The 24,092-nt window shown below is 70.5% G+C and carries 25 protein-coding genes; 14 read left to right on the top strand and 11 right to left on the bottom strand.

Translation table 11 applies throughout. The features are described from left to right. Positions 1-5 precede the first annotated feature (5 nt). From preA to AC5JCN_RS18635, 3 genes are all read left to right on the top strand, one after another. Positions 6-1,316 (top strand): NAD-dependent dihydropyrimidine dehydrogenase subunit PreA, encoded by a 1,311-nt coding sequence (preA, locus tag AC5JCN_RS18645; RefSeq protein ID WP_495756587.1) that lies wholly within the window; start codon positions 6-8, stop codon positions 1,314-1,316. A gap of 195 nt (positions 1,317-1,511) precedes the next feature. Next, positions 1,512-3,242, top strand: a complete 1,731-nt coding sequence (gene araD, locus AC5JCN_RS18640) for an L-arabinonate dehydratase (RefSeq protein WP_495756586.1) — start codon at positions 1,512-1,514, stop codon at positions 3,240-3,242. A 344-nt stretch (positions 3,243-3,586) separates the two neighbouring features. Further along, a complete protein-coding gene (locus AC5JCN_RS18635; RefSeq protein WP_495756585.1) occupies positions 3,587-3,937 on the top strand; it encodes an endonuclease domain-containing protein in 351 nt (116 codons plus the stop codon). 71 nt (positions 3,938-4,008) lie between these two features. Here AC5JCN_RS18635 and AC5JCN_RS18630 read toward each other — a convergent pair whose 3' ends face one another. Continuing rightward, the gene (locus AC5JCN_RS18630; protein ID WP_495756584.1) at positions 4,009-4,965 is read right to left on the bottom strand and encodes a D-2-hydroxyacid dehydrogenase; all 957 of its coding nucleotides are present in this window, start codon (positions 4,963-4,965) and stop codon (positions 4,009-4,011) included. A gap of 71 nt (positions 4,966-5,036) precedes the next feature. On the opposite strand from AC5JCN_RS18630, the gene AC5JCN_RS18625 reads away from it, so the two are divergent. Both AC5JCN_RS18625 and AC5JCN_RS18620 read left to right on the top strand, forming a co-directional pair. Then, a complete protein-coding gene (locus AC5JCN_RS18625; protein ID WP_495756583.1) occupies positions 5,037-5,228 on the top strand; it encodes a CsbD family protein in 192 nt (63 codons plus the stop codon). A gap of 134 nt (positions 5,229-5,362) precedes the next feature. Continuing rightward, positions 5,363-5,590 (top strand): hypothetical protein, encoded by a 228-nt coding sequence (locus AC5JCN_RS18620; protein WP_495756582.1) that lies wholly within the window; start codon positions 5,363-5,365, stop codon positions 5,588-5,590. 13 nt (positions 5,591-5,603) lie between these two features. On the opposite strand, the gene AC5JCN_RS18615 is transcribed toward AC5JCN_RS18620, so the two are convergent. Continuing rightward, a complete protein-coding gene (locus AC5JCN_RS18615; RefSeq protein ID WP_495756581.1) occupies positions 5,604-5,849 on the bottom strand; it encodes a hypothetical protein in 246 nt (81 codons plus the stop codon). A 7-nt stretch (positions 5,850-5,856) separates the two neighbouring features. Here AC5JCN_RS18615 and AC5JCN_RS18610 point away from each other — a divergent pair, with 7 nt between their 5' ends. After that, positions 5,857-7,155, top strand: coding sequence for an NAD(P)/FAD-dependent oxidoreductase (locus AC5JCN_RS18610; protein WP_495756580.1), 1,299 nt, complete (start codon positions 5,857-5,859; stop codon positions 7,153-7,155). Positions 7,156-7,278: 123 nt separating this feature from the next. Here AC5JCN_RS18610 and AC5JCN_RS18605 read toward each other — a convergent pair whose 3' ends face one another. The 8 genes from AC5JCN_RS18605 to AC5JCN_RS18570 all read right to left on the bottom strand — a co-directional run bounded on the left by AC5JCN_RS18605 (position 7,279) and on the right by AC5JCN_RS18570 (position 15,019). Continuing rightward, complete coding sequence (locus AC5JCN_RS18605; protein WP_495756579.1) at positions 7,279-7,917, bottom strand: SGNH/GDSL hydrolase family protein; 639 nt, start codon at positions 7,915-7,917, stop codon at positions 7,279-7,281. Positions 7,918-8,010: 93 nt separating this feature from the next. Further along, positions 8,011-10,089 carry a M3 family metallopeptidase gene (locus AC5JCN_RS18600; protein WP_495756578.1) on the bottom strand — a complete coding sequence of 693 codons (2,079 nt, stop codon included), beginning with the start codon at positions 10,087-10,089 and terminating at the stop codon, positions 8,011-8,013. A 159-nt stretch (positions 10,090-10,248) separates the two neighbouring features. Continuing rightward, positions 10,249-11,205, bottom strand: a complete 957-nt coding sequence (gene pdxA, locus AC5JCN_RS18595; protein WP_495757677.1) for a 4-hydroxythreonine-4-phosphate dehydrogenase PdxA — start codon at positions 11,203-11,205, stop codon at positions 10,249-10,251. A 35-nt stretch (positions 11,206-11,240) separates the two neighbouring features. Further along, the gene (locus tag AC5JCN_RS18590; RefSeq protein ID WP_495756577.1) at positions 11,241-11,561 is read right to left on the bottom strand and encodes an HPr family phosphocarrier protein; all 321 of its coding nucleotides are present in this window, start codon (positions 11,559-11,561) and stop codon (positions 11,241-11,243) included. After that, on the bottom strand, positions 11,558-11,959 hold the full coding sequence (locus AC5JCN_RS18585) for a PTS sugar transporter subunit IIA (RefSeq protein ID WP_495756576.1): 402 nt from the start codon (positions 11,957-11,959) through the stop codon (positions 11,558-11,560). Before AC5JCN_RS18585 ends, AC5JCN_RS18590 begins: the two co-directional genes overlap by 4 nt. Positions 11,960-12,000: 41 nt before the next feature. Further along, complete coding sequence (locus AC5JCN_RS18580; protein WP_495756575.1) at positions 12,001-12,513, bottom strand: HPr kinase/phosphorylase; 513 nt, start codon at positions 12,511-12,513, stop codon at positions 12,001-12,003. Further along, entirely contained in the window at positions 12,510-14,294 is a 1,785-nt protein-coding gene (locus AC5JCN_RS18575; RefSeq protein WP_495756574.1) for a sensor histidine kinase, read from the bottom strand. The genes AC5JCN_RS18580 and AC5JCN_RS18575 overlap by 4 nt, the downstream gene beginning before the upstream one ends. A gap of 26 nt (positions 14,295-14,320) precedes the next feature. After that, entirely contained in the window at positions 14,321-15,019 is a 699-nt protein-coding gene (locus tag AC5JCN_RS18570; protein ID WP_495756573.1) for a response regulator transcription factor, read from the bottom strand. Positions 15,020-15,332: 313 nt separating this feature from the next. On the opposite strand from AC5JCN_RS18570, the gene AC5JCN_RS18565 reads away from it, so the two are divergent. Then, positions 15,333-16,064 (top strand): HugZ family pyridoxamine 5'-phosphate oxidase, encoded by a 732-nt coding sequence (locus tag AC5JCN_RS18565; RefSeq protein WP_495756572.1) that lies wholly within the window; start codon positions 15,333-15,335, stop codon positions 16,062-16,064. A gap of 16 nt (positions 16,065-16,080) precedes the next feature. Here the strand turns inward: AC5JCN_RS18565 and AC5JCN_RS18560 are convergent, their stop codons facing one another. After that, entirely contained in the window at positions 16,081-16,953 is an 873-nt protein-coding gene (locus tag AC5JCN_RS18560) for a DUF1194 domain-containing protein (RefSeq protein ID WP_495756571.1), read from the bottom strand. A gap of 176 nt (positions 16,954-17,129) precedes the next feature. Between AC5JCN_RS18560 and AC5JCN_RS18555 the strand changes: the two genes are divergently transcribed. The 7 genes from AC5JCN_RS18555 (at position 17,130) to deoC (ending at position 24,092) form a co-directional block, all read left to right on the top strand. Then, entirely contained in the window at positions 17,130-18,122 is a 993-nt protein-coding gene (locus tag AC5JCN_RS18555; RefSeq protein WP_495756570.1) for a BMP family lipoprotein, read from the top strand. Positions 18,123-18,334: 212 nt separating this feature from the next. After that, entirely contained in the window at positions 18,335-19,882 is a 1,548-nt protein-coding gene (locus AC5JCN_RS18550; protein ID WP_495756569.1) for an ABC transporter ATP-binding protein, read from the top strand. A gap of 139 nt (positions 19,883-20,021) precedes the next feature. Continuing rightward, complete coding sequence (locus tag AC5JCN_RS18545) at positions 20,022-21,122, top strand: ABC transporter permease (protein ID WP_495756568.1); 1,101 nt, start codon at positions 20,022-20,024, stop codon at positions 21,120-21,122. Between the two features lie 2 nt (positions 21,123-21,124). Beyond that, positions 21,125-22,096 (top strand): ABC transporter permease, encoded by a 972-nt coding sequence (locus tag AC5JCN_RS18540; RefSeq protein ID WP_495756567.1) that lies wholly within the window; start codon positions 21,125-21,127, stop codon positions 22,094-22,096. A 1-nt stretch (position 22,097) separates the two neighbouring features. Beyond that, positions 22,098-22,523: a cytidine deaminase gene (locus AC5JCN_RS18535; RefSeq protein WP_495756566.1), complete on the top strand. Its 426-nt coding sequence runs from the start codon at positions 22,098-22,100 to the stop codon at positions 22,521-22,523. Continuing rightward, positions 22,520-23,335, top strand: coding sequence for a purine-nucleoside phosphorylase (locus AC5JCN_RS18530; protein ID WP_495756565.1), 816 nt, complete (start codon positions 22,520-22,522; stop codon positions 23,333-23,335). The genes AC5JCN_RS18535 and AC5JCN_RS18530 overlap by 4 nt, the downstream gene beginning before the upstream one ends. Beyond that, positions 23,328-24,092: a deoxyribose-phosphate aldolase gene (deoC, locus tag AC5JCN_RS18525; protein ID WP_495756564.1), complete on the top strand. Its 765-nt coding sequence runs from the start codon at positions 23,328-23,330 to the stop codon at positions 24,090-24,092. Before AC5JCN_RS18530 ends, deoC begins: the two co-directional genes overlap by 8 nt.

The raw sequence follows: 24,092 nt of genomic DNA, 5'->3' as shown, positions 1-24,092 counted from the left end.
ACGACATGGCAGACCTTCGGACCGACTTCCTCGGCATCAAGTCGCCGAACCCGTTCTGGCTCGCCTCGGCACCGCCGACGGACCGGGAGGTCAACGTCACCCGCGCCTTCCGCGCCGGCTGGGGCGGCGTGGTGTGGAAGACGCTGGGCGAGGCGGGCCCGCCCGTCGTCAACGTCAACGGGCCGCGCTACGGCGCCATCCACGGCGCCGACCGGCGGCTGCTCGGCTTCAACAACATCGAGCTGATCACCGACCGGCCGCTGGAGGTGAACCTCCGCGAGATCAAGACGGTGAAGATGGCCTGGCCCGACAGGGCGGTGGTGGCGTCCATCATGGTGCCCTGCGAGGAGCAGGCCTGGAAGTCGATCCTGCCCCTCGTCGAGGAGACCGGATGCGACGGCATCGAGCTGAATTTCGGCTGCCCGCACGGCATGTCGGAGCGCGGCATGGGCTCGGCCGTCGGCCAGGTCCCCGAATACATCGAGATGGTGACGCGCTGGTGCAAGCAGTACTCGCGCATGCCGGTCATCGTGAAGCTGACGCCCAACATCACCGACATCCGCTACCCCGCCCGTGCCGCCCACAAGGGCGGGGCCGACGCCGTGTCGCTGATCAACACGGTGAGCTCGATCGTGTCGGTCGATCTCGACAGCTTCTCGCCGAATCCCTCCATCGACGGCAAGGGCTCGCATGGCGGCTATTGCGGCCCGGCGGTGAAGCCGATCGCGCTCAACATGGTGGCCGAGATCGCCCGGGACGCGCAGACACGCGGCATGCCGATCTCCGCCATCGGCGGCATCACGACCTGGCGTGACGCGGCCGAGTTCATCGCCATGAGCGCCGGCACGGTGCAGGTCTGCACGGCGGCGATGACCTACGGCTTCAAGATCGTGCAGGAGATGATCGCCGGCCTGTCCGGCTGGATGGACGAGAAGGGCTACCAGACGATCGAGGATTTCCGCGGCCGCGCCGTGCCCAACGTCACGGACTGGCAGTACCTGAACCTCAACTACGTCACCAAGGCGCACATCGACCAGGATCTCTGCATCAAATGCGGGCGCTGCCACATCGCCTGCGAGGACACCTCGCACCAGGCGATCACGGCGATGGTCGACGGCCAGCGCAAGTTCGTCGTCAAGGACGAGGAGTGCGTGGGCTGCAACCTCTGCGTCGAGGTCTGCCCCGTCCAGAACTGCATCGAGATGGTGCAGATGACCTCCGGCACGGATCCGCGCACCGCAGAGCCGATCCGGCCGGGCTACGCCAACTGGACGACGCACCCCAACAATCCCATGCGGACTGTGGCGGCGGAATAGGGCGGCCCCTCCCCCGCTCCGGCCAACGCCGACCGCCGCCCACGACCGCTCCGGCACCGTCCGGAGCGGTTTTTTTGTCGGCGCGGGATCGCCCTCCGCCGGGGATGCGGCCCGGCGCCCTTCTGCTATCGTCGGGTGAAGCGCCGGCCCGCCCAGGGCCGCGAAGAAAGGCGCGGCACGAGGAGCAGCAGGATCATGGCCGACCGCAAGAAGACCCCCGAGACCCTGCGCAGCCATCGCTGGTTCGGCGCCACGGACCTCAGAAGCTTCGGCCACCGCTCGCGCACCCTGCAGATGGGCTACCGCTACGAAGACTTCATGGGCAAGCCGGTCATCGGCATCGTCAACACCTGGAGCGACATCAACCCCTGCCACACCCATCTGCGCACCCGGGCCGAGGAGGTGAAGCGGGGCATCTGGCAGGCGGGCGGCTTTCCCATAGAACTCCCCGCCCTCTCGCTCTCCGAGAGCATGGTCAAGCCCACCACCATGCTCTACCGCAACCTGCTCGCCATGGAGACGGAGGAGCTCCTGCGTTCGCACCCGGTCGACGGCGCCGTGCTGCTCGGCGGATGCGACAAGACCCCGCCCGGCCTCGTCATGGGCGCCACCAGCATGGGCCTGCCCTTTATCTTCTGCCCGGCCGGGCCGATGCTGCGCGGCAACTGGGGTGGCAAGCAGCTGGGGTCCGGCTCCGACGTCTGGAAGTACTGGGCGGAGAAGGAGGCCGGCACCATCTCCGAGGCGGAGTGGCGCGAGATGGAGAGCGGCATCGCCCGCTCCTTCGGCACCTGCATGACGATGGGCACCGCATCGACCATGGCGGGCATCGTCGAGGCGCTGGGCCTGACGCTGCCCGGGGCCGGCTCGATCCCGGCCGCCGACAGCGGCCATTCGCGCATGGCGACCGAGACCGGCGTTCGCATCGTCGAAATGGTGTGGGAGGATCTTCGGCCGTCGCGGATCCTCACCAAAGGCGCCTTCCACAACGCCATCGTGGCGCTGATGGCGATGGCCGGTTCCACCAACGGCATCATCCACATCGTCGCCATGGCGCGCCGGGCGGGCATCCAGGTGACGCTCGACGATTTCGAGCGCCTTTCACATGTCTGCGGCGTCATCGCCAACCTCAGGCCTTCCGGCGCCTTCCTGATGGAGGATTTCCACTATGCGGGCGGGTTCAGGGCCTTCTTCCGCACCCTGATGCCCCATCTCGATACGCGCGAGATCACCGTCACCGGCAAGACCGTGGCCGAGAACTATCGCGATGCCAGGGTGTGGAACGACGACGTCATCCGGCCGCTCGACAATCCCGTGGCCGCCGCGGGCGGGCTCGCGGTGCTCCGGGGCAACCTCGCCCCCAATGGCTGCGTGATGAAGCCCACGGCCGCCGACCCCCGCCTGCTCAGGCACACCGGCCCGGCGCTCGTCTTCGACGACTACGATGCCATGATGGGGGCGGTGAACGACGAGACGCTGGAGGTGACGCCCGACCACGTCATGGTGCTGCGCAATGCCGGCCCCGTCGGCGCCCCCGGCATGCCGGAATGGGGCATGCTGCCCATCCCCAAGGTTCTCCTGAAGCAGGGCGTGCGCGACATGGTGCGCATTTCCGACGCGCGCATGTCCGGCACCAGCTATGGCGCCTGCATCCTGCACGTCGCCCCCGAATCCTTCGTCGGCGGCCCGCTGGCGGCGGTGCGCACGGGCGACCTGATCAGCATCGACGTCGAGGCCCGCTCCATCCGCGTCGAGCTGACCGACGCCGAGCTCGCCGCTCGTCTTGCCGCCTACACGCCCCGCAAGCGCCCCGAACTGCGCGGCTACGTGCGCCTGCACGCCGAGCACGTCACCCAGGCCGACCAGGGCTGCGACTACGACTTCCTCGAGGGCACGGCGCCGATCCCGGAGCCGGAGATCCACTGAGGCCGCCCGAGCGGCGCCACGGCACCGGCGAGCGATGCCCGAGCAGCCGCGCCCCGCTGCCGGAGGCGCGGGGGTCGGGGGCAGGCTGAAGCCTGACCTCTTCAGCCTAACCACGACCGTCCCCTCCCTCACCCCTGCCGCTCTCCCGAATCGGGAGAGGGGAGGCGCGTGCGCTTCATGGCGGGGGAGCTTGGCGCCTCGCGCATTCCGGACGGCGCGGGGAACCCCTCTCCCAGTTGGGAGAGGGGCAGGGGTGAGGGACTACCGCGCAGCGAGTTCGCACCCGGCCCTCCCGCAACCTGCGCTCGCTGGACGGATCGGACCCGCGCGGCGACCCTGTTCCGATGACGTCCGAACAGCGCGACTTTGCCCGCAAGCTGCGCCGCCTCTCGACCCCCGCCGAGGAAGCACTCTGGCGCGAGCTTCGGGCCCGCCGGCTGGGCGGCGCAAAGATGCGAAGGCAGGTTCCGCTCGGTCCTTACGTGGCCGACTTCGCCTGCCTCGCCGCGCGCCTCGTCATCGAGATCGACGGGGCGGCGCACCGCGGCCGCGAGGAGTACGACGCACGCCGGACGGCGGAGATCGAGGCCATGGGCTTCGCGGTCCTGCGATTCACGAGCGTCGAGGTCGAGGAGAACCTGTCCCGCGTGCTGGACCGCATCCGGGCCGCGCTGGGGTGTTCCGATCCTGCGTGACCGGAGCCGTCCCCCTCCCTCACCCCTGCCCCTCTCCCGAATCGGGAGAGGGGTTCCCCGCGTCTCTTCCGCTAGCCGCCCACGAGGTTCCGGGGCGTGCCGGCGGCGAAGGCTTCGATGGTGTCGATGAGCTGGTCGGCGAGGCCCTGGATGGCCTGGCGGCTGGCCCAGGCGACGTGCGGGGTGACGAGGACGTTGGGGCGGCCCGCGAGGCGCATCAGCGGGTGGCCGGGCGGCGGCGGTTCCTGCGTGGCGACGTCGAAGCCGGCGCCGGCGATCCGGCCGGAGTCCAGCGCCTCGACGAGGGCGTCCTCGTCGACGAGGCCTCCGCGGGCGGTGTTGATCAGCAGGGGCCGGCGCGCCATCAGCGCGAATTCCGCCCGGCCGACGAGGCCGCGCGTCTGCGGCGTCAGGGGGCAGTGCAGGGTGACGACGTCGCTCTCCGCCAGCACCTGCGCGAAGGGGGTGCGGCCGGGCGGGGGCGTGTCGTCGCCCTTGCGGCCGGCCACCAGCACGCGCATGCCGAAGGCCTCGGCGATGCGGCGGACGGACGAGCCCAGCGCGCCCTGGCCGACGAGCCCCAGGGTGCTGCCGGCGAGATCGTCGATCGGGTGGTCGAAGAAGCAGAACTGCCCGCTTTCCTGCCAGCGCCCGGCCAGCACGGATTCCCGGTAGGCGGCGAGCGAGCGCCGCAGCGACAGGATCAGCGCGAAGGTGTGCTCGGGCACGGTGGCGCGGGCGTAATCGCGAATGTTGGTGACCGCGACGCCGCGGGCCGCAGCCGCGGCGAGGTCGACGCAGTCCGTGCCAGTCGCCGCCACCGCGATGAGCCTGAGGCCGGGAGCCGCGTCCATGGCATCGGCGCCGACGCGCACCTTGTTCACGATCAGGATATCGGCCCCGGCGGCGCGGGCGGCCGTGTCCTCCGGCGCCGTGCGGTCGTGCTCGACCCAGTCGTGCGGAAATCGGGGCCGGCGCAGCGTGATGTGCGGGGGGATGCTGGCGCGGTCGAGGAAGACGATGCGCATGGAGACCTCACCAGCCGGAACAAAAGGGATGGCGGGCCGTTGCCCGTGCCCCAACCCGAAGGAGGCAGGCCATGGACAAGGATCGCATCGAAGGCGCCGCGAAGAACATCAAGGGCTCCGTGAAGGACGCGGCCGGCAAGATCACCGGCGACACGAAGTTGCAGGCCGAAGGCAAGGCCGACAAGATGGAAGGCAAGGCCCAGAACGCCGTGGGCGGCGCGAAGGACGCGATTCGCGACGCGGCCGACAAGTCGCGGCGCTGAGCCCCTCGTCGGCTGGAGCCGGCACGGACATTCGAAGGGCGGCCGCAGGGCCGCCCTTTTCGTGTGCGCGGCACGACGCCGCTTGCCCGCCGCGAAGGCGGCGCTAAGCTCCCAGCCGGAGAAGGGGAAGTTCCATGCGCACCATGATGCTCGTTCTGGCCGGCCTCGCCATGCTGGCGGCCGGAGCGGCGGACGCCGACGCGGCGTCGAAGAAGAAGCACCATCGCAAGCCGGCGCCGAAGGCGCAGACGATTTCCGTTCAGTCGACCCTGGCGAGCAAGCCCGGAACGTCGGCGGACGAGAAGATGTCGAACCGCGACAAGGGCATGCTCGACGTGCGCAGCATCTGCACGAACTGCTGACGCGGCCCGGCCGTCAGATGAAGGCGCGCGCCACGGCGAGAGCCATTGCCAGGACGCCGACGGCGCCGAACACGGAGGTGAGGACGGTCTCGGCGTTGCGCCAGTTGACCCGACCCATCGTGAAACCCTGCTCGTTCATCTCGCTCTCCCCCGGCACCCTCGATGCGGCGCCGTTGACCTGACCATGCTCCCGAAAGGCCGGGAACGGCGTGCGGTGGCGCACGGCACCGTTTCCGCCGTCCTCCTGTTCGACGGACATGACGCACATGGCCCCGAGTTTGTTCCAGACCGCACCACTCCCGCCCTCGCTCTATGCCGACACGGCCGTCCCCGCCGAACCGCTGGACGCCCTAGCGGGGGACGCCTCCACGGAGGTCGCCATCGTCGGCGGCGGCTTCACCGGCCTGTCGACCGCGCTGCATCTGGCCGAGCAGGGCGTGTCCTGCATCGTGCTGGAGGCGCACGAGCCGGGATGGGGCGCGTCGGGCCGCAACGGAGGCCAGGTCAATCCCGGCCTCAAGCACGAGCCTGATACCCTGGAGGAGCACTTCGGGGCCGATCTCGGCGGGCGCATGGTGCGGCTCGGGCACGAGGCGCCCGGGCTCGTCTTCGCGCTGTGCGAACGGCTCGGCATCGCGTGCCATGCCGTGAAGACCGGGACGATCCGCGCCGCACCCACCGCCGCGGCGGAGAAGAAGGTGCGCGAGACGGTGCGGCAATGGGCTGCCCGCGGCGCCGACGTGGCCTGGCTGGACGCCGCGGAGAGCCGGCGCCTCACGGGCACCGCGCACTACCGGGGCGTCATGCTGGACAGGCGCGGCGGCAACCTCAATCCGCTCTCCTATGCTCGCGGGCTCGCGGCGGCGGCGCGCCGGGCGGGAGCCCGCGTGTGCGGGGGTTCGCCCGTGCAGGCACTGCGCAGGGACGGGCAGGGCTGGGTGCTGGAGACGCCGCGCGGCACGGTGCGCGCCGGGCGGGTCGTCGTCGGCACCAACGGCTATACCGGGCCGCTCGTGCCCGGGCTGGCGCAGTCGATCGTGCCGGTCTACAGCGGCATCACCGCGACCGAGCCGCTGCCGCCGGACCTCGCCGCCGCGATCATGCCCTCGCGGGCGTCGCTCTACGAGATTTCGGCCCGCTACATCTACTACCGCGTCGACGAGGCGGGCCGCTTCTTGATGGGCGGCCGCAGCGCGATGCACGACACGCATGCGCCGGCCGACTTCACCGTGCTGGTGCGCCATGCCCGCGAGCTGTTCCCGGCGCTCGCCGGCGTCCGCTGGACGCATTGCTGGAACGGCCAGGTCGCCGTCACGCCCGACGAACTGCCCCATCTGCACGAGCCCGAGCCCGGGCTGACCATCGCGCTCGGCTACAATGGCCGGGGCGTCGCCATGGCCACCGCCGTCGGCCGCATGCTGGCGCGCCGCGCGGCGGCTGCCCCGGCCGAAGCGCTCGATCTGCCGGTCACGCCCATCCGCCCCATGCCGATGCACGCCCTCTGGCGCGTAGGCGTCGCGGCGGAGATGGCGTGGTCGGCCGTGAAGGAGCGCCTGGCGGGCTGAGCTCCTCGACCGTCATTGCGAAAAGCGCAGCGACGAAGCAGCCCGGTCGCGGGTGCCGGAATGGCGAACAGGCCCTGGGTTGCTTCGCTTCGCTCGCAATGACGATGTCGTGCGTCGCTCGTCTCAGCCGAACAGCTGCTTCAGCGTCTCCGCTGCGGCCTTGCCGAGCTTGGCGTGCTCGCCGGCGTCGAAGTGGATGCCGTCTAGCGCGCTCGACGTGATCACCTTGCCGGCGTCGAGGAAGGCCGCGCCGTGCCTGCGGGCGACGGCTTCGTAGAGGGGCGGCAGGGCCTTCGACTTCTCCACGCCGCCGGCGAACATGTCGCCGAGGAAGCCGGCGAGCAGGATCGGCGGCGGGCAGATCAGCATCAGCTTCGGCGCGGGGCCGCCGATGCCGGTCAGCGTCTCCACGGCATCGGTGAGCAGCAGGTCGCAGCTCGCCGCGATGTCCGAAGGAGTGGCGCCGAAGCGGGCCTTGAGGTCGTTCGTGCCCAGCATCAGGACGAAGCCGTCGAGCGGCCAGTGGCTTTCCAGGATGGCGGGCAGCACGGTCCGGCCATTCTTGTGATGGCCCTCGATCGGGTCATCGCGCAGCGTGGTGCGGCCGGGAAGCGCCTCGTCGATCAGCGTCCAGCTGGCGCCGAGCGCGGCGCGTGCCACGCCGGGCCAGCGCTCGGACGGCGAGTGCCGGTCCCACACGGGTTCCTTCATCGGCGGCATGCCGAAGGTGTTGCTGTCGCCGTAGAGCAGGACGGTGGGCATGGCGGATCCTCGATGCATGCGGAAGCGGCCGGCAGGCCGCCGCCGATCATCGCCAACCCGCCGGGCGGTTCAAGGTCCGGCGGCGAAGAGCTGTCACGCCGCCGGCGTGGGGTTCTCCGCAAGGAAGCCGCGCTTCCTCAGCAAGGCCGAGGGATCCGGGTCGCGGCCGCGGAAGGCGCGGTACGCCTCGGCCGGGTCGCGCTTCGAGCCGGCGGAATAGACGTGCTCCTTCAGCCGCGCGGCGAGGCCGGGGTCGAAAACGTCGCCCGTCTCCTCGAAGGCCGAGAAGCCGTCGGCGTCCAGCACCTCCGACCAGAGGTAGGAGTAGTAGCCCGCCGAGTAGCCGTCGCCGGAGAAGACGTGGGTGAAATGCGGCGGGCGGTGGCGCATCACCATGGCCTGGGGCATGCCGAGCTTGGCCAGGACGTCGCGCTCGAAACCGCCGATGTCGACCGAGCCGGCATCCTCCAGCACGTGGAAGTCGAGGTCGACCATGGCCGAGCTGACATATTCAACCGTGGCGAAGCCCTGGTTGAAGTTGCGCGCCGCCAGCACGCGCTCCAGCACCGCCTCGGGCAGGGGCTCGCCGGTTTCCGCGTGAACCGCATAGCGCCGCAGCACCTGCGGGCTCATCAGCCAGTGCTCGTAGAGCTGGGAGGGGAACTCGACGAAGTCGCGCGGCACGGAGGTGCCGGCGATCGAGGGATAGGTCACGTCAGACAGCATGCCATGCAGGCCGTGGCCGAATTCGTGGAACAGCGTGCGGGCATCGTCGAGGCTGAGCAGAGAGGGCTTGCCCGGTTCGGCCTGCGCGAAGTTCATGACGTTGACGACGATGGGACGGACGTCGCCGCGCAGGCGCTGCTGGCCGCGATAGCTGCTCATCCAGGCACCGCTGCGCTTCGACGGGCGACCGAAATAGTCGCCGAGGAACAGGGCGACATGGCGTCCGTCGCGGTCCTTCACCTCCCAGGCGCGCACGTCGGGGTGGTAGAGGTCGAGGCCGGTCTTCTCCTCGAAGGTGACGCCGAACAGCCGTGTCGCCGTGTCGAAGGACGCCTCGATCATGCGGTCGAGCTGGAAATAGGGCTTCAGCGCGGCCTCGTCGAGATCGTGCAGCTTCATCCGCAGCTTCGCCGACCAGTAGCGCCAGTCATGCGCCGCGACGGGCTCGTTGGAGCCCTCCTCGCGCGCCAGCGCCTCCAGGGCCCGGTGCTCCTCCTCGGCCTGGGCTCGGGCGAGCGGCCAGACGCGGTCGAGCAGGCCGCGGACGCCATCGGGCGTCTTCGCCATCGACGTGTCGAGCTTGTAGGCGGCGAAGTTGGGGAAGCCGAGAAGCTTCGCCCGCTCCGCCCGAAGCGCCAGCATCTCGCCGGCGACGGCGCGGTTGTCGGTTCCGCCGCCATTCTCGCCGCGGCGCGTCCAGGCGGCGAACGCCTCCTCGCGGCGGGCGCGGTTGGCCGAGAACTGCAGGAAGGGCTCGATGGAGGAGCGCGAGAGGGTGATGACGTGCTTGCCGGCGAGGCCGCGGTCGGCAGCGGCGCGGGCCGCGGCGTCGCGCAGCCAGCCGGGAAGGCCGGCGAGATCACCCTCGCCCTCCAGCACCAGCTGCCACGACGCCTCGTCGGCCAGCACGTTCTGGCTGAACTGTGTCCCGAGCACGGCGAGGCGTTGCATGATCTCGGCCATGCGGTCGCGGTCGGCTCCCGTCAGGCGGGCGCCGGCGCGCACGAAGCGCTTGTGGGTGAGTTCGAGCACCCGGGCCTGCTCATCGGTGAGGCCGAGCGACGCGGCACGGCCGGCGAGATCGTCGATGCGGCGGAACAGCGCCTCGTGCATGCCGATGTCGGCGTAGTGCTTCGCGGCCTTCGGCGAGATCTCGCGCTCGACCGCCTGCAACTCGGGGTTGGTGTTGGCGCCGGTCAGGTTCCAGAACGTGCCGCCGACCTTCTCCAGGAGCTCGCCCGAACGCTCCAGCGCATCGACGGTGTTGGCGAAGCTGGGCGGCGCGGGATCGGCCCCGATGGCGTCGATCTCGGCCCGGTGCGCCGCAAAGGCGGCCTCGAAAGCGGGGCCGAAATGCTCCGGGCGGATGCGGCCGAAGGGCGGCAGGCCGAAGGGCGTGTCCCAGGTCTGGAGAAGCGGATTGTCCGTCGCCGCGGGCGCGCTCATGGGAAAGCTCCAAGGTATCTCTGGGCGCTCATATAGGCGCTGGCGGCCGCGGTGTCAGGACGGGGGAGACCACCGCACTCCGCCGCCTTTCGTCCCGGCCGGAGCGCAGCGATGCGGCGCGCCCGGGATGACGGCTGTAGAAGCGGCCGGACTGAGGGACTAGCTCACTCCGGTCATGGCCAGCGCCGTGTCGAAGGCGACACGCAGGCTGGCCGGGTCGGCGACGCCCTTTCCGGCGATGTCGAAGGCCGTGCCGTGGTCGACGGAGGTGCGCACGAAGGGCAACCCGACGGTGACGTTCACACCCTCGTCGAGGCCGAGATACTTCACCGGGATCAGGCCCTGATCGTGGTACTGCGCGACGACGACGTCGAACTCGCCGCTCCGGGCGCGCATGAAGACGGTGTCCGGCGGCCACGGCCCACTCGCGTCGAAACCGGCTGCCCGGGCGCGCGCCACGGCGGGGGCGATGATGTCGATCTCCTCGCGGCCGAACAGCCCGCCCTCCCCGGCGTGCGGGTTGAGGCCGGCCACCGCGATGCGCGGACGGGCGATGCCAAAGCCGCGGCAGGCCAGGGCCGCGAGGCGGATGGCGCGGTCCTCGGCCTCCGGCGTCACCAGCGCGATGGCTTCCCGCAGGGAGACGTGGATGCTGACCAGCAGCACGCGAAGCTCGCGGCTCGCCAGCATCATCGCGAACTCGTTCGTGCCGGAGCGCTCGGCCAGGATCTCGGTATGGCCGGGATGGCCGATGCCGCCGGCCTTCAAAGCTTCCTTGTGGATCGGCGCCGTGACGACGGCCCGCAGCCTGCCCGCCATGGCGAGGTCGACGGCGGCCACGATCGCGTCGTGCGCGGCCCTGCCGGCGCGCCCGTCGATCACGCCGAGCGGCAGGTCGTCCGGCAGCGCGCTCGCCGGCAGCACGGGAATCGTCCCCGCCGGGACGGAGGCGGCCTCCTCTGGCGAGGACACCTCAGCGACGGACCAGGAACCGCCGGCGAGGGGGAGGGCGCGGCGCATCGCGCCCACGTCGCCCAGCACGACGGCGGGGGCGGAAAGGCCGGCTGCGAAGAGCTTGGCGATGATCTCCGGGCCGATTCCGGCCGCGTCGCCCATGGTGATGCCGACCGGCGAGCCGGGGCGGGGGGCGGTCACTCGTCCTCGCCGAAGCGGCTCTCGACAAGAGCCTGGAGCGCGTCGAGCGCCTCCGGCGCATCCTCGCCCACGGCGGTCACCGTGATCGTCGTGCCGATGCCCGCGCCGAGCGTCAGGATCCCCATGATCGAGGTGCCGCCGACGGTCTCGCCGCAGCGGGTGACCTGGATCGCCGAGGTGAAATTCTCGGCGCACTGCACGAACTTGGCAGTGGCGCGGGCATGCAGGCCCTTCTTGTTGACGATGCGGAGCTCGCGCACCAGCGCACCCTCGGGGATGGGTGCCGGCGGACAGGTTTCGTCCACGATGCCGCTCATTTGCCGGCGAGCACCCGGCTCGCGACGTTGATGTACTTCCGGCCCGCCTCCTGCGCCTGGATGACGACCTTGTCGAGGTCGTGCTCGCCGCGCACGGAGCAGAGCTTGATGAGCATGGGGAGATTGATGCCGGCCACGACCTCGGTCCTCCCGCCGTTCATCACGGAGATGGCGAGATTCGAGGGTGTGCCGCCGAACATGTCGGTGAGGATCACGACGCCATCGCCGGTGTCCACCTTCGTCACGGCATCGACGATGTCCCTGCGACGCTGGTCCATGTCGTCGTCGGGGCCGATGGTGATGGTTTCGACCTGCGCCTGCGGACCCACGACGTGTTCCATGGCGGCCCGGAACTCGATGGCGAGCCGCCCGTGGGTCACGAGGACCATACCGATCATCTGATCAAACTCTCCCGCGCGGATGTCCGCGCACGAAGTCTTCATTTTGTGCGATGCGGCGAGAGATGCAACCCCCACGAACGCGCAACCTCCCCGGAAGGTTCCTGGAATCCTCCGGTCTCCTCCACGAGGGCTATGGCGAGGAGCACGCGGTCGGCGTCTCCGGGGCCCGCGGCGATGCGGGGGAGGTCGATTCCAAGAGATCGGCTGCGCATCAGGCCGGGTACCGGCAATCTTTCGCCCGGAGCCTCCTCCAGATCGACGACGAGGGCGAGTACGCAGGCCGGCTCGGGCTCGGCCGGGACGATGCCGATGCCGCGCACTTCGACATACCCCTTCAGGGCGGGATGGCCGCTGGCCAGTGCCCGTCCGGCACTGATTCGCACCCGCACCCGGTCGTCGGCCACGAGCCGCGCGAAAAGGCCTCGGGCCGTCGCGGCCTCGACGAGGCGGCGCGCCAGCATCGACTTGCCGCTGCCGGACGGGCCGCGGAGAAGAATCCCCGCCTCGCCCACCACGACGCAGGTGGCATGCAGCGCAGCCGCCGTGCTCACGACACGGCCGCGGGAAGGCGCACGACGAACCGGGCGCCCAGCGGCTTCACCTCGGCCGAGGCATCGGGATGGACCCGGTTCTCGGCCCAGACGCGGCCACGGTGGGCGCCGACGATCTGGCGCGAGATGGACAGGCCCAGGCCGGAGTTCTGGCCGAAGCCCTGTTCTTCCGGCCGGTCGGTGTAGAAACGCTCGAAGATCCGCTCGAGCGCATGGTCGGGAATGCCGGGCCCGTCATCGTCGACGACGATCTCGGCTTCCTGGCCGATGCGCCGCAGGAGCAACCGCACCTCGCCGCCATGCGGCGAGAAGGACCGCGCATTCTCCACGAGATTGCTGATGACCTGCCCCAGCCGGCCGTCATGGCCGAGGACCAGGAAGGCGTCGCGGCCGAGCGGATGCGGCACGGCCTCGAAGCGGATCTGCACGCCGTCGTCGCGACGCACGCCATTGGCGACGGACGCCACCGTCTCGAGCAGCCGCACGAGATCGACGGGCTCGGCGTCGGCGCGGGCGAGCTCGGCGTCGAGGCGGGACGCGTCGGAGATGTCGCTGATCAGGCGGTCGAGGCGGCGGACGTCGTGATTGATGACGCCGAGGAGGCGCGAGCGGGAGTCGTCCGACTTCGCCAGCGGCAGCGTCTCGACGGCGCTGCGCAGGGAGGTGAGCGGGTTCTTCAACTCGTGCGCGACGTCGGCGGCGAAGCTCTCGATCGCCTCGATCCGGTCGTAGAGCGCCTTGGTCATGTCGCGCAGCGAGCCCGACAGGTGTCCGATCTCGTCCGATCGGCTGGTGAAGTCCGGGATCTCCTCACGGGCCTTGATGGAGCGGCGCACCCGCTCGGCCCCCGAGGACAGGCGGCGGATGGGCCCGGCGATGGTGCCGGCAAAGAGCACCGAGAGCACGATCATGACGCCGGCAGCGACGAGGAAGATGCGCAGGATGGCCCAGCGCTCGGAGGCGATGATGCCGTCGATGTCGCCGCCCTGGGTGGAGAGGAGCAGCACGCCGCGGACGGCCCGGAAGCGCTGGATCGGCACCGCGACGGAGACGATGGTGTCGCCTGCCGAGTTGACGCGCACGACGCTGGCCGGCGTGCCGCCCAGCGCCCGCATCACCTCCGGCAGGCTGCGGCCGTTGGTCGACGAGGAATCGTCCGACATGGGCAGGCCGGTGCGGCCGAAGCGGCGCTTCCACTGGTTCCAAGTGCGCTCGATGAGGGTCGAATCCTCCTGCTCGGGCGGCGGCAGGTCGAAGCGCAGGATGTCGCCGCGCGAATAGAGCGCACGCGAGTCCAGCAGCAGGAAGCCGTCCCGGTCGTAGATGCGGGCGCGGGTGCGCGTCGGCGTCACGAGGCGTCTGAGGAGGGGCGCCACCCGCTCGGGGTTGATGGAGAACTCCAGAGCCGCGTCGTCATTGGCTCCGACGCTCTCGCCGGCCTGCAGCTGCAGGAGCTTGTCGGGATCGATGGTGATCTGGTCGGTGTCGACCGTGGCCGAGGCGGCAACCGCGCCGGCCATGATCTCGCCCTGCGTCAGAAGGCTCTGGACGCGGGCATCGATGAGGCCTTCGCGGAACTGGTTGAGATAGAGGAAGCCGAGCAGCAGGGCGACGAGACCCGCCAGGTTCAGCACGACGATGCGGCGGACCAGGCTGGAGGAGGCGCGCAGCGCCACCAGGCGGGACAGCGCGCGCACGCGCTCGCGCACCCGGCGGCCGAGGGGAACGCCCTCGTGGCGGGTGCGGCGTCCGGCAGGGGCGTGCTCGGCTTCGGCCGTCATGCCGTCATCCGGCGGCGCGCGGCCGCTCAGGCCTCCTTGAAGCGGTAGCCGACGCCGTAGAGCGTCTCGATCGAGTCGAAATCGTCGTCGACCGCCTTGAACTTCTTGCGCAGCCGCTTGATGTGGCTGTCGATCGTCCTGTCGTCGACATAGACCTGGTCGTCATAGGCGGCGTCCATCAGGGCGTTGCGGCTCTTGACGACGCCCGGGCGCATGGCCAGCGCCTGCAGGATGAGGAACTCGGTCACGGTGAGCGTGACCGGCTCGCCGTTCCACGTGCAGGTGTGGCGCTCGGGGTCCATGCGCAGCGCGCCGCGCTCGAGCGCCTTGGCGTCGCTCTCCTTCGTCCCGACAACTTCCTTTGCGCCGGCGCGGCGCAGCACGGCCTTGACGCGTTCGACAAGCAGGCGCTGCGAGAACGGCTTCCGGATAAAGTCGTCGGCCCCCATCTTCAGGCCGAAGAGCTCGTCGATTTCCTCGTCCTTCGAGGTGAGGAAGATGACGGGAAGGTCGGACTTCTGGCGCAGCCGGCGCAGAAGCTCCATGCCGTCCATGCGCGGCATCTTGATGTCGAAGATGGCGAGGTCGGGCGGATTGACCTTCAGTCCGTCCAGCGCGGCCGCTCCGTCGGTGTAGGTCTGGATGCGGTAGCCCTCGGCCTCCAGCGCGATGGAGACGGAGGTGAGGATGTTGCGGTCGTCGTCGACGAGGGCGATCGTGGGCATCGTTTCACTCGTTCGGCCATCAAATCGGCCGGGACTTGGCCCGGAATGGGCGCGAACCCCGGTCCCGCGGGGCGGCGGACGCTCACCGCCAAGAGCGGCGACAATGTGACGCTCGCGGTTCGGTTCCCAGCCGACCGCGCCGCGGCCGTTCGTCCAACTTAATGCGGATGCTGCGATTCCGCCATGCCGCTGACCTGAATTCGTCAGCCCGGCCATGGTTCCGCCCAAGGCCCGCCCGGCCTCGCCGCGCCGATTGGACGGCTTGACGCCGGCCTGCACGCTGCCATCGTGGCGCCGAACCGGAGAGACCGACATGAGCGGCAAGGCGTTCGACGCGCGGGCAGAGGCCCGCAGGCTGGTGCGGTCCGCCCGGCATGCGACGCTCGCCACGCTCGATGCCGCACGCCGCACGCCCTACCCCTCGCTCGCCTCGGTCGCGACCGACATTGACGGCGCGCCGCTGATCCTGATCTCGACGCTCGCTGTGCACACGACGAACCTCGCGGCCGACCCTGCGGCGGGGCTGCTCTTCGCCGACATCGGCGAGGGCGACCCGCTCGTGCATCCGCGCGTCAGCGTCGCCGGGCGCTTCGCCAGGACCGGGGAGGAGCGGGTGCGGCGCCGCTTCCTGGCGCGCCACCCGGAGGCGGAGATGTACGCGTCCTTCGCCGATTTCTCCTTCTGGCGCATGGAGGTGGAAGGCGCCCACCTCGTTGCGGGCTTTGGCCGGATCGTCGACCTCGCGCCGGCCGACCTCATCCTCGACCTCGCCGGCGCGCAGGGTATCGCCGCGGCCGAGGAGGAAGCCGTGGCCCACGTCAACGCCGACCACGCCGACGCCGTCCGCCTCTACGCCACCAGGCTCCTCGGGCTGCCCGACGGCGCGTGGCGGCTCACCGGGCTCGACCCCGAAGGCTGCGACCTCGCGCTGGGGGACGCGACGGCGCGGCTGCTCTTCCCCTCGCGCATCGACGGCCCAGGCGCCCTGCGCCGCGCCTTCCAGGAGCTTTCGGCCAGGGCGAGGGACGAGGGCGCCGGGGGCTGAAACCGGGACGCCCGCCTCAGTTGCCCCAGCGCTGCTGCCACATCCTCTCGCCGAACAGGCAGTTCACCCGCGGCTCCTGCGACTGCGTCTTCACGATCAGCCCTTCGTCGGGCAGAGGCGGGGCGAGCGAGACCTCGGTGAGGATCTTGGTGCGGATGGCGTCGGCAAATTGTTCGCGGTCGCGCATCGGGATCATGAACGACCCGGGGCCGCCGATGACGCAGTCGCTGTAGTACCAGTCGAGGTGCTCGATCTCGGGGAAGCCCGTCGCGGGCCGGTTCAGCATCAGCGGCAGGCCGTTGACGGTGATGCCCTTGGCGACCGCGTCGTCGCGCGCCGCCGTCACCGGGCGGCCCTGGTTGTTGGACCCGTCGCCCGAGATGTCGATGACGCGCTTCAGGCCCTGGAAGCCATTGCCCTCGAACAGGGTGGAGCCGAAGTCGATCGCGCCCGAGATCGAGGTCCGGTAGAGGCGGCGCGGGGTGCGGTCGGCGAGTTGCGCTGCGAAAGCCTCCGCCGAGGCCTTGCCGTCGATGACGGCCCATTTCGCGACGACGTCCTGCGACGAGACACCGGCCCACTCGACGTAGGTGACGGCGATGCGCCCGATGATGCCCTTGGAGATGGCGTCCAGCACCTGCGGCGAGGTGAGGGCGTCGATGTAGCCCTGCCGCTGCAGCGCCTGCTCCTCGGGATCCATGGAATAGGACACGTCGACCGCCAGAACGAGCTCGACGTCGACCTCCGTCGGGCCGCCGCGCGCCATGGCGGGTGCTGAGGACGCACCCAAGGCGGCGAGCAGGACGAGGGCGGCGGCTGCGGCCCGGCGGCGGACCCCGATGCAACGTCTATTTGCAACGCTATCCGGCCGCACGCAGGGGTTGGTCATGGCTGTCTCCGCCATCGCTTCCGCCCCCCGTCAGAAAGTGTGCCATTGAGCCCGCCGCAAGCCAATGGCCGCGAAATGCGGTGTTTCGACCCTTCACCCGAGACTGGAGCCATGCCATGGTCCCGCATCCGGGCCGCCGCTCGACCGGCGGACAGCCGTCAACAGAGGGGTATTCCATGCGTGCTTTTCTTCTGGGCGCGGTCGCCGCCGTCGCCATGGCCGGCGTAGCCCACGCCGCCGACGTCAAGCCGGCGATCGTCTATGACCTCGGCGGAAAGTTCGACAAATCGTTCAACGAGGGCGTTTTCAACGGCGCCGAGCAGTTCAAGAAGCAGACCGGCGTCGAGTTCCGCGACTTCGAGATCCAGAACGACGCCCAGCGCGAGCAGGCGCTCCGCCGCTTCGCCAAGGACGGCTTCTCGCCGGTTCTCGCCGTCGGCTTCAGCCAGGCGACCGCGCTGGAGAAGGTGGCCAAGGAATTCCCCAACACCAAGTTCGCCATCATCGACATGGTCGTCGATGCGCCCAACGTGCAGTCGATCGTGTTCAAGGAGCAGGAGGGCTCGTTCCTCGTCGGCCTGCTCGCCGCCAAGGCGTCAAAGACCGGCAAGGTCGGCTTCGTCGGCGGCATGGACATCCCGCTCATCCGCCGCTTCGCCTGCGGCTACGTGCAGGGCGTGAAATACGCCAACCCGCAGGCCGAGGTGTTCCAGAACATGACCGGCACCACCGGCGCGGCCTGGAACGACCCGGTGAAGGGCGGCGAGCTCGCCAAGGCGCAGATCGACCGCGGCGCCGACGTCGTCTACCACGCGGCCGGTGGCACCGGCGTGGGCGTGCTGCGCGCGGCAGCGGATGCCGGCAAGCTCGGCATCGGAGTCGACAGCAACCAGAACGGCCTTCACCCCGGCAAGGTGCTGACCTCGATGCTGAAGCGCGTCGACAACGCCACCATCGCCACCTTCACGGCGGCCAAGGACGGCACGTGGAAGCCGGGCGTGTCGGTGCTCGGCCTCGCCGAGAACGGCGTCGGCTGGGCGATGGACGACAACAACAAGGCGCTGATCACCCCGGACATGAAGGCCGCCGCCGACAAGGCCTCCGCCGACATCGTCTCGGGCGGGATCAAGGTGCACGACTACATGTCGGACCAGAAGTGCCCGGGCTGAGCTGACCTGAGAGAGGGCGGTTCCTCGTCATCCCCGGCCGGGGCGGCGCAGCCGCTCCGGGGAAGGGGAACCAGGCCCTGCCCTCGCTGTCGCGCACAATCCGCTCGAGGAAGGCGAGCCGCTGGATCCCCGTCCCGGCCGGCTTCGCCGCCCGCCGGGGATGACAGCGGCGCGCAGCGGGGCGGAAACCCGATCCAGCGGCAGATCTCCTGATGGCCCTTCCCAGTCCCGCCTCCGCTCCGCCCGCCATCGAGCTCGTCGGCATCGACAAGAGCTTCGGGCCCGTGCACGCCAACAGGGCCGTAGACCTGACCGTGCGCAAGGGCTCGATCCACGGCATCGTCGGCGAGAACGGGGCGGGCAAGTCAACGCTGATGTCGATCCTCTACGGCTTCTACGAGGCCGACCGGGGCGAGATCCGTGTCGCCGGGCGGCCGGTCCGCATCCGGGCGCCGCGCGAGGCGATCGCGGCGGGGATCGGCATGGTGTTCCAGCATTTCATGCTGGTTGAGCCGCTCTCCGTCCTCGACAACGTCATGCTCGGCGCCGAGGGCGGCGCGCTGTTGGCCAAGGGCGTGAGTGCCGTGCGCGCCGCGCTGGACCGGCTCGGGCGGGACTACGGCCTCTCCATCGACCCCGACGCCATCGTCGGCGACCTGCCGGTCGGGCTGCAGCAGCGCGTCGAGATCCTCAAGGCGCTGGTGCGCGGGGCGGAGGTGCTGGTGCTCGACGAGCCCACCGCCGTGCTGACGCCGGAGGAGGCCGACCAGCTCTTCCGCCTGCTGCGCGTGCTCTCGGACGAGGGCAAGACGGTGGTGCTGATCACCCACAAGCTGCGCGAGATCATGGCGGTCACCGACCGTGTCTCGGTGATGCGCCGCGGCGAGATGGTGGCGACGCTCGACACCTCCGCCACCAGCCCGGCCGAGCTGGCCGAGCTGATGGTGGGCCGCCGCGTCCTCCTGCGCGTCGAGAAGGGGCCGGCGAAGCCGGGCGCGACCATGCTGGAGGCGCGCGACCTCGTGGTGCTCGACGGGCGCGGGACGCCGCGCGTCGACGGCGTGTCGCTGACGGTTCGCGCGGGCGAGATCGTCGGCATCGCCGGGATCGCGGGCAATGGCCAGAGCGAGCTGCTGGAGGCGATCGCGGGCATGCTGCCCATCGCGTCGGGCAGCGTGCACTTTTCCGGCGAGGAATTCGCGCCGCACGACCGCGACCCCGCCATCCTGCGCAAGCGCGGCCTGCTGCACGTGCCGGAGGACAGGCTGCGCACCGGCCTCGTGCCCGCCTTCCAGGCCTGCGAGAGCGCCATCCTCGGCTTCCACGACGAGGAGCGATACGGCACCGGCCCCTTCCTCGCGCGGGGCCCCGTCATCGCGGACACGGCGGCGAAGATGGAGCATTACGACGTCCGCCCACGGGCACCCCTGCTCAAGACATCCAAGTTCTCGGGCGGCAACCAGCAGAAGCTCGTGCTGGCGCGCGAGATCGAGCGCAACCCGAAGGTGCTTCTCGTCGGCCAGCCGACGCGCGGCGTCGACATCGGCGCCATCGAGTTCATCCACCGCCGCATCGTCGCGCTGCGCGACGAGGGCGTGGCCGTGCTGCTGGTCTCGGTGGAGCTCGAGGAGATCCTGGGGCTCGCCGACCGCATCATCGTGATGTGCGGCGGCCGCATCACCGGCGAACGCCTGCCCGACGCCTGCGACGAACAGGACCTCGGCCTCCTCATGGCCGGCGTCACGGAGCGGGCGGCATGAGCGGTCGCGGCGCACCGGCCTCACCGTCATTGCGAGGAGCGCAGCGACGAAGCAAGCCAGGAGCCGGCAGTGATAAAGGCAAAAGCGCCTGGATTGCTTCGCTGCGCTCGCAAGGACGGCTAAGAACAAAGGCCACGGCATGAGCACGCCCATCGAGCTGCCGCGCTGGGTGGATCTCGTGCTCGTGCCCGCTCTCGCGGTGGTGGCGGCGTTCTTTGTCGCGGGGCTCGTGGTGCTGGCCATCGGCGAGAACCCGCTGAACGCCACGGTGGTGCTGGTGCGCGGCGCGCTGGGCAGCGCCGAGGGCATCGGCTTCACGCTCTACTACGCCACAAACTTCATCTTCACCGGGCTGGCGGTGGCCGTGGCCTACCATGCCGGGCTCTTCAACATTGGGGGCGAGGGCCAGGCGACGCTCGGCGGCCTCGGCGCGGCGCTGGTGTGCCTCCATCTCGGTTTTCTGCCGGCCTGGCTGCTCGTGCCACTCGGCGTGCTTGGCGCGGCGGCCGCCGGGGCGGCCTGGGCCTTCATCCCGGCCTGGCTGCAGGCGAGGCGCGGCAGCCACATCGTCATCACCACCATCATGTTCAACATGCTGGCCTCGGCGCTGCTGGTGTACCTGCTGGTCAACGTGATCGGGAAGCCCGGCTCGATGTCGCCGGAGACGCCGACCTTCGCGAAATCCGCTCATGTCGCCTTCGTGCACGAGATCGCGGCGGAGTTCGGCATCACCATGCCCTCCTCGCCGCTGAACCTCTCCTTCCTGCTCGCGCTGCTGATGGCCATCGCGGTGTGGGTGCTCGTCTGGCGCACGCGGCTTGGCTACGCCATCCGCACCGTCGGCGCCAACCCCGGCGCGGCGCTCTATGCCGGCATCTCGATCCCGCGCATCACCGTGATCGCCATGCTGATCTCGGGCGGACTCGCCGGGATGGTCGCCGTCAACGAGATCATGGGCGTGCAGGAGCGCCTGCTGCTGGAGTTCACGGCCGGGTCGGGCTTCATCGGTATCGCCGTCGCGCTGATGGGCCGCTCCCACCCTGTCGGCATCGTGCTCGCCGCGATCCTGTTCGGCGTGCTGTTCCAGGGCGGCACGGAACTCGCCTTCGAGAGCCCGGCCATCACGCGCGACATGATCGTCACCATCTCCGGCCTCGTCATCCTTTTCGCCGGCGCGCTTGACGGCATTTTCCGCAAGCCGCTGTCGGTGTTCTTCGCCCGCCTGCGGACGGGGGGCTGAGGATGGACTGGCTCTCCACCGGAATCGCCATCTTCGATTCGGGCGTTCGCCTCGCCGTTCCCCTCCTCTTCGCCTGCATGGCGGGGCTGTGGTCCGAGCGGTCCGGCGTCGTCGACATCGGGCTCGAAGGCAAGATGCTGATCGCGGCGTTCGCCGCCGCCGCCGCCTCGCACGCCACCGGCAGCGCCTGGGCCGGGCTGCTCGCCGGCATCCTCGCCGCCATCGCCTTCGCGCTGGTGCACGGCTTCGCGGCCATCTCCCAGCGCGGCAACCAGATCGTCTCCGGCGTGGCGATCAACATGCTCGCGGCGGGGCTCACCGCCCTCATCGGCAATGCCTGGTATGGCCAGGGCGGGCGTACCCCTCCGCTTGACGGGGCGGAACGCTTCGAGCCCGTCACCCTGCCCTTCGCGGACGCCGTGCGCGGCGTGCCCGTCCTGGGCCCGCTCTATGCCGACGTCATCTCCAGCCACACGCTGCTCGTCTACGGCGCCCTGGCTGTCGTGATCCTGTCGGCGTGGGTGCTGGCCCGCACCCGCTTCGGCCTGCGGCTGCGCGCCGTCGGCGAGAACCCGGCGGCGGTGGATACGGCCGGCATCTCCGTCACGGGCCTGCGCTACGCGGCAGTGGTGCTGGCCGGCGTTCTATGCGGGCTCGGCGGTTCGTACCTCTCGCTCGCCCAGGCGGCGGGCTTCTTGCCGCAGATGACCGCCGGCAAGGGCTTCATCGCGCTCGCCGCACTCATCTTCGCCAAGTGGCGGGCATGGCCCGCTCTGTGGACTTGCCTGCTGTTCGGCCTGCTCGACGCGGTGGCGATCCGGCTCCAGGGCGTGGTAGTTCCCGGCGTCGGCGAGGTGCCGGTGCAGGCCATCCAGGCCCTGCCCTATGCCCTGACGGTGATCCTCCTGGCCGGCTTCATCGGCCGGGCGATCCCGCCCCGGGCCTCCGGCCTGCCCTATGTGAAGGAACGCTGAAATGTCATCGCCCATCGACGGGCCGGCCGACCTCCTGGAGGCCGCTCGTGCCATCCGCGAGCGGGCCTATGCCCCCTATTCCGGCTACAGGGTGGGGGCCGCAGCGCGCGGAGCGTCCGGCCGGGTCTATCCGGGAGTGAACGTCGAGAATGCGGCCTACCCCGTCGGCACCTGCGCCGAGGCGGGAGCCATCGCCGCGATGGTGGCGGGCGGCGACACGGTGCTCTCCGAAATCACGGTAATTGCCGAGGGCGCTGCGCTGGTCACGCCGTGCGGCGCATGCCGGCAGCGCATCTTCGAGTTCGGGGGGCCGAACGTCGCGGTCTGGGCCGCCGACCCGGGCGGATACCGGAGAAGGTTCACCGCCGACGAGCTGATCCCGCTCGCGTTCGGCCCGCACGCCATGGCGCAGGAGCCCTCGTCTTGAGGCCGGACTTCGACCCGGCTGACGGCGCCGCGCTGCTGCGGGCCCGGCTCGCCGGACCCGTCGACACCGCCATCGTGCTGGGCACCGGGCTCGGCCCGCTCGCCGAGGCCGTTCCAGACCCCGTGATCGTGCCCTATTCCGACATTCCCGGCTTTCCGCCGGCCGGCGTCTCGGGCCATGCGGGGCGCGCCGTCATCGGCGTGCTGGGCAGGCGGCGCGTGCTGCTGATGCAGGGCCGCGCGCACTACTACGAGTCCGGCGACGCCGCCGTGATGCGGCCCGCGCTGGAGACCCTGAAGGCGGTCGGCGTGAGCAGGCTGCTGCTGACCAACGCGGCCGGTTCGTTGCGACCCGAAATGCCGCCGGGATCGCTCTGCATCATCCGCGACCACATCAACCTGTCCGGCGCCAATCCGCTGATCGGGGACGGCGGCGACGGGCGCTTCGTGCCGATGACGGAGGCCTATTCGCCGGCCCTGCGCCGGCGCCTCGCCACGGCGGCGGCGGCGGCAGGGCTGGCCGTGGGCGAGGGCGTGTATTGCTGGGTATCGGGCCCGAGCTTCGAGACGCCGGCGGAGATCCGCGCCATCGGCATCCTGGGCGGGGATCTCGTCGGCATGTCGACCGTTCCCGAGGTCATCATCGCCCGGCGCATCGGCCTGGAGGTCGGCGCGGTGTCGATCGTCACCAATTTCGGCGCCGGAATAAAGGACGCCAACCCGTCGCACGACGAGACCAAGGAGGTCGCCATGGTGGCGGGAGACGCGCTGCGCCGCCTCGTCCTCGCCTTCCTGGAGCAGGACGATGGCTAGGGACGACGCATTGGCCCTGCGCCTCATCGGGCTTCTCGACCTTACCAATCTCGAAGTCTCCTGCGGGCCGGCCGACATCGACGGGCTGTGCCGCAAGGCGGCAGGACCGCCGGCCCGGGTCGCCGCCGTGTGCGTATGGCCGCAGTTCGCGGGAGATTGCGCGCGGAGGCTGCGGGACACCGGCGTAGGGATAGCGACCGTGACCAACTTCCCGTCCGGCGGGGAGGACGTGGACCGCGTTATCGACGACACCCAGGAAGCGCTGTCCGACGGCGCCGACGAGATCGACCTCGTCCTGCCCTACCGGGCGTTCCTGAGAGGCGAGGAGCAGCTTGCCTCAGCCATGGTGCGCGACGTGAAGTCCGTGCTGCCGGACGGCAAGCTCCTCACCGTCACCCTGGAGGCGGGAGCCATGCCCGACATCGCCACGGTCCGCCGCGCCAGCGACCTCGCCATCGCCGCCGGTGCCGACTTCCTGAAGACTTCGACCGGGACGATCGCGGTCTCCGCCACGCCGCAGGCCGCCGAAGCGATGCTGCTCGCCATCCGCGACGCGGGCGGCGGCGCCGGCTTCAAGGCCGCCGGCGGCATCCGCACCCTGCAGGACGCGGCCTTCTACCTCGGCCTCGCCGGGTCTATCCTGGGGGAGAACTGGGCGAGCCCCGCAACCTTCCGCATCGGCGCCGGCGGCCTGCACACTGCACTCGTCGCCGCCGCGGAAGGTGGGGCCGACCCCGTCACCCACCCGGGATACTGA

The sequence above is a fragment of the Alsobacter sp. genome (genome assembly GCF_059501845.1).
The sequence above is the reverse complement of the archived record's forward strand: the minus strand, read 5'-3'. Positions and strand labels throughout refer to the sequence as shown.

What these genes read in the sequence shown, in the direction of transcription:
- AC5JCN_RS18600 (WP_495756578.1), bottom strand. Translation starts at nt 10,089, where the DNA reads ATGAGCGCGCCCGCGGCGACGGACAATCCGCTTCTCCAGACCTGGGAC.
- AC5JCN_RS18555 (WP_495756570.1), top strand. Translation starts at nt 17,130, where the DNA reads ATGCGTGCTTTTCTTCTGGGCGCGGTCGCCGCCGTCGCCATGGCCGGC.
- AC5JCN_RS18575 (WP_495756574.1), bottom strand. Translation starts at nt 14,294, where the DNA reads ATGACGGCCGAAGCCGAGCACGCCCCTGCCGGACGCCGCACCCGCCAC.
- AC5JCN_RS18625 (WP_495756583.1), top strand. Translation starts at nt 5,037, where the DNA reads ATGGACAAGGATCGCATCGAAGGCGCCGCGAAGAACATCAAGGGCTCC.
- AC5JCN_RS18635 (WP_495756585.1), top strand. Translation starts at nt 3,587, where the DNA reads ATGACGTCCGAACAGCGCGACTTTGCCCGCAAGCTGCGCCGCCTCTCG.
- AC5JCN_RS18585 (WP_495756576.1), bottom strand. Translation starts at nt 11,959, where the DNA reads ATGATCGGTATGGTCCTCGTGACCCACGGGCGGCTCGCCATCGAGTTC.
- deoC (WP_495756564.1), top strand. Translation starts at nt 23,328, where the DNA reads ATGGCTAGGGACGACGCATTGGCCCTGCGCCTCATCGGGCTTCTCGAC.
- AC5JCN_RS18560 (WP_495756571.1), bottom strand. Translation starts at nt 16,953, where the DNA reads ATGACCAACCCCTGCGTGCGGCCGGATAGCGTTGCAAATAGACGTTGC.
- araD (WP_495756586.1), top strand. Translation starts at nt 1,512, where the DNA reads ATGGCCGACCGCAAGAAGACCCCCGAGACCCTGCGCAGCCATCGCTGG.
- AC5JCN_RS18615 (WP_495756581.1), bottom strand. Translation starts at nt 5,849, where the DNA reads ATGTCCGTCGAACAGGAGGACGGCGGAAACGGTGCCGTGCGCCACCGC.
- AC5JCN_RS18545 (WP_495756568.1), top strand. Translation starts at nt 20,022, where the DNA reads ATGAGCACGCCCATCGAGCTGCCGCGCTGGGTGGATCTCGTGCTCGTG.
- AC5JCN_RS18610 (WP_495756580.1), top strand. Translation starts at nt 5,857, where the DNA reads ATGGCCCCGAGTTTGTTCCAGACCGCACCACTCCCGCCCTCGCTCTAT.
- AC5JCN_RS18540 (WP_495756567.1), top strand. Translation starts at nt 21,125, where the DNA reads ATGGACTGGCTCTCCACCGGAATCGCCATCTTCGATTCGGGCGTTCGC.
- AC5JCN_RS18605 (WP_495756579.1), bottom strand. Translation starts at nt 7,917, where the DNA reads ATGCCCACCGTCCTGCTCTACGGCGACAGCAACACCTTCGGCATGCCG.
- preA (WP_495756587.1), top strand. Translation starts at nt 6, where the DNA reads ATGGCAGACCTTCGGACCGACTTCCTCGGCATCAAGTCGCCGAACCCG.
- AC5JCN_RS18590 (WP_495756577.1), bottom strand. Translation starts at nt 11,561, where the DNA reads ATGAGCGGCATCGTGGACGAAACCTGTCCGCCGGCACCCATCCCCGAG.
- AC5JCN_RS18550 (WP_495756569.1), top strand. Translation starts at nt 18,335, where the DNA reads ATGGCCCTTCCCAGTCCCGCCTCCGCTCCGCCCGCCATCGAGCTCGTC.
- AC5JCN_RS18630 (WP_495756584.1), bottom strand. Translation starts at nt 4,965, where the DNA reads ATGCGCATCGTCTTCCTCGACCGCGCCAGCATCCCCCCGCACATCACG.
- AC5JCN_RS18620 (WP_495756582.1), top strand. Translation starts at nt 5,363, where the DNA reads ATGCGCACCATGATGCTCGTTCTGGCCGGCCTCGCCATGCTGGCGGCC.
- AC5JCN_RS18565 (WP_495756572.1), top strand. Translation starts at nt 15,333, where the DNA reads ATGAGCGGCAAGGCGTTCGACGCGCGGGCAGAGGCCCGCAGGCTGGTG.
- pdxA (WP_495757677.1), bottom strand. Translation starts at nt 11,205, where the DNA reads ATGGGCGACGCGGCCGGAATCGGCCCGGAGATCATCGCCAAGCTCTTC.
- AC5JCN_RS18535 (WP_495756566.1), top strand. Translation starts at nt 22,098, where the DNA reads ATGTCATCGCCCATCGACGGGCCGGCCGACCTCCTGGAGGCCGCTCGT.
- AC5JCN_RS18570 (WP_495756573.1), bottom strand. Translation starts at nt 15,019, where the DNA reads ATGCCCACGATCGCCCTCGTCGACGACGACCGCAACATCCTCACCTCC.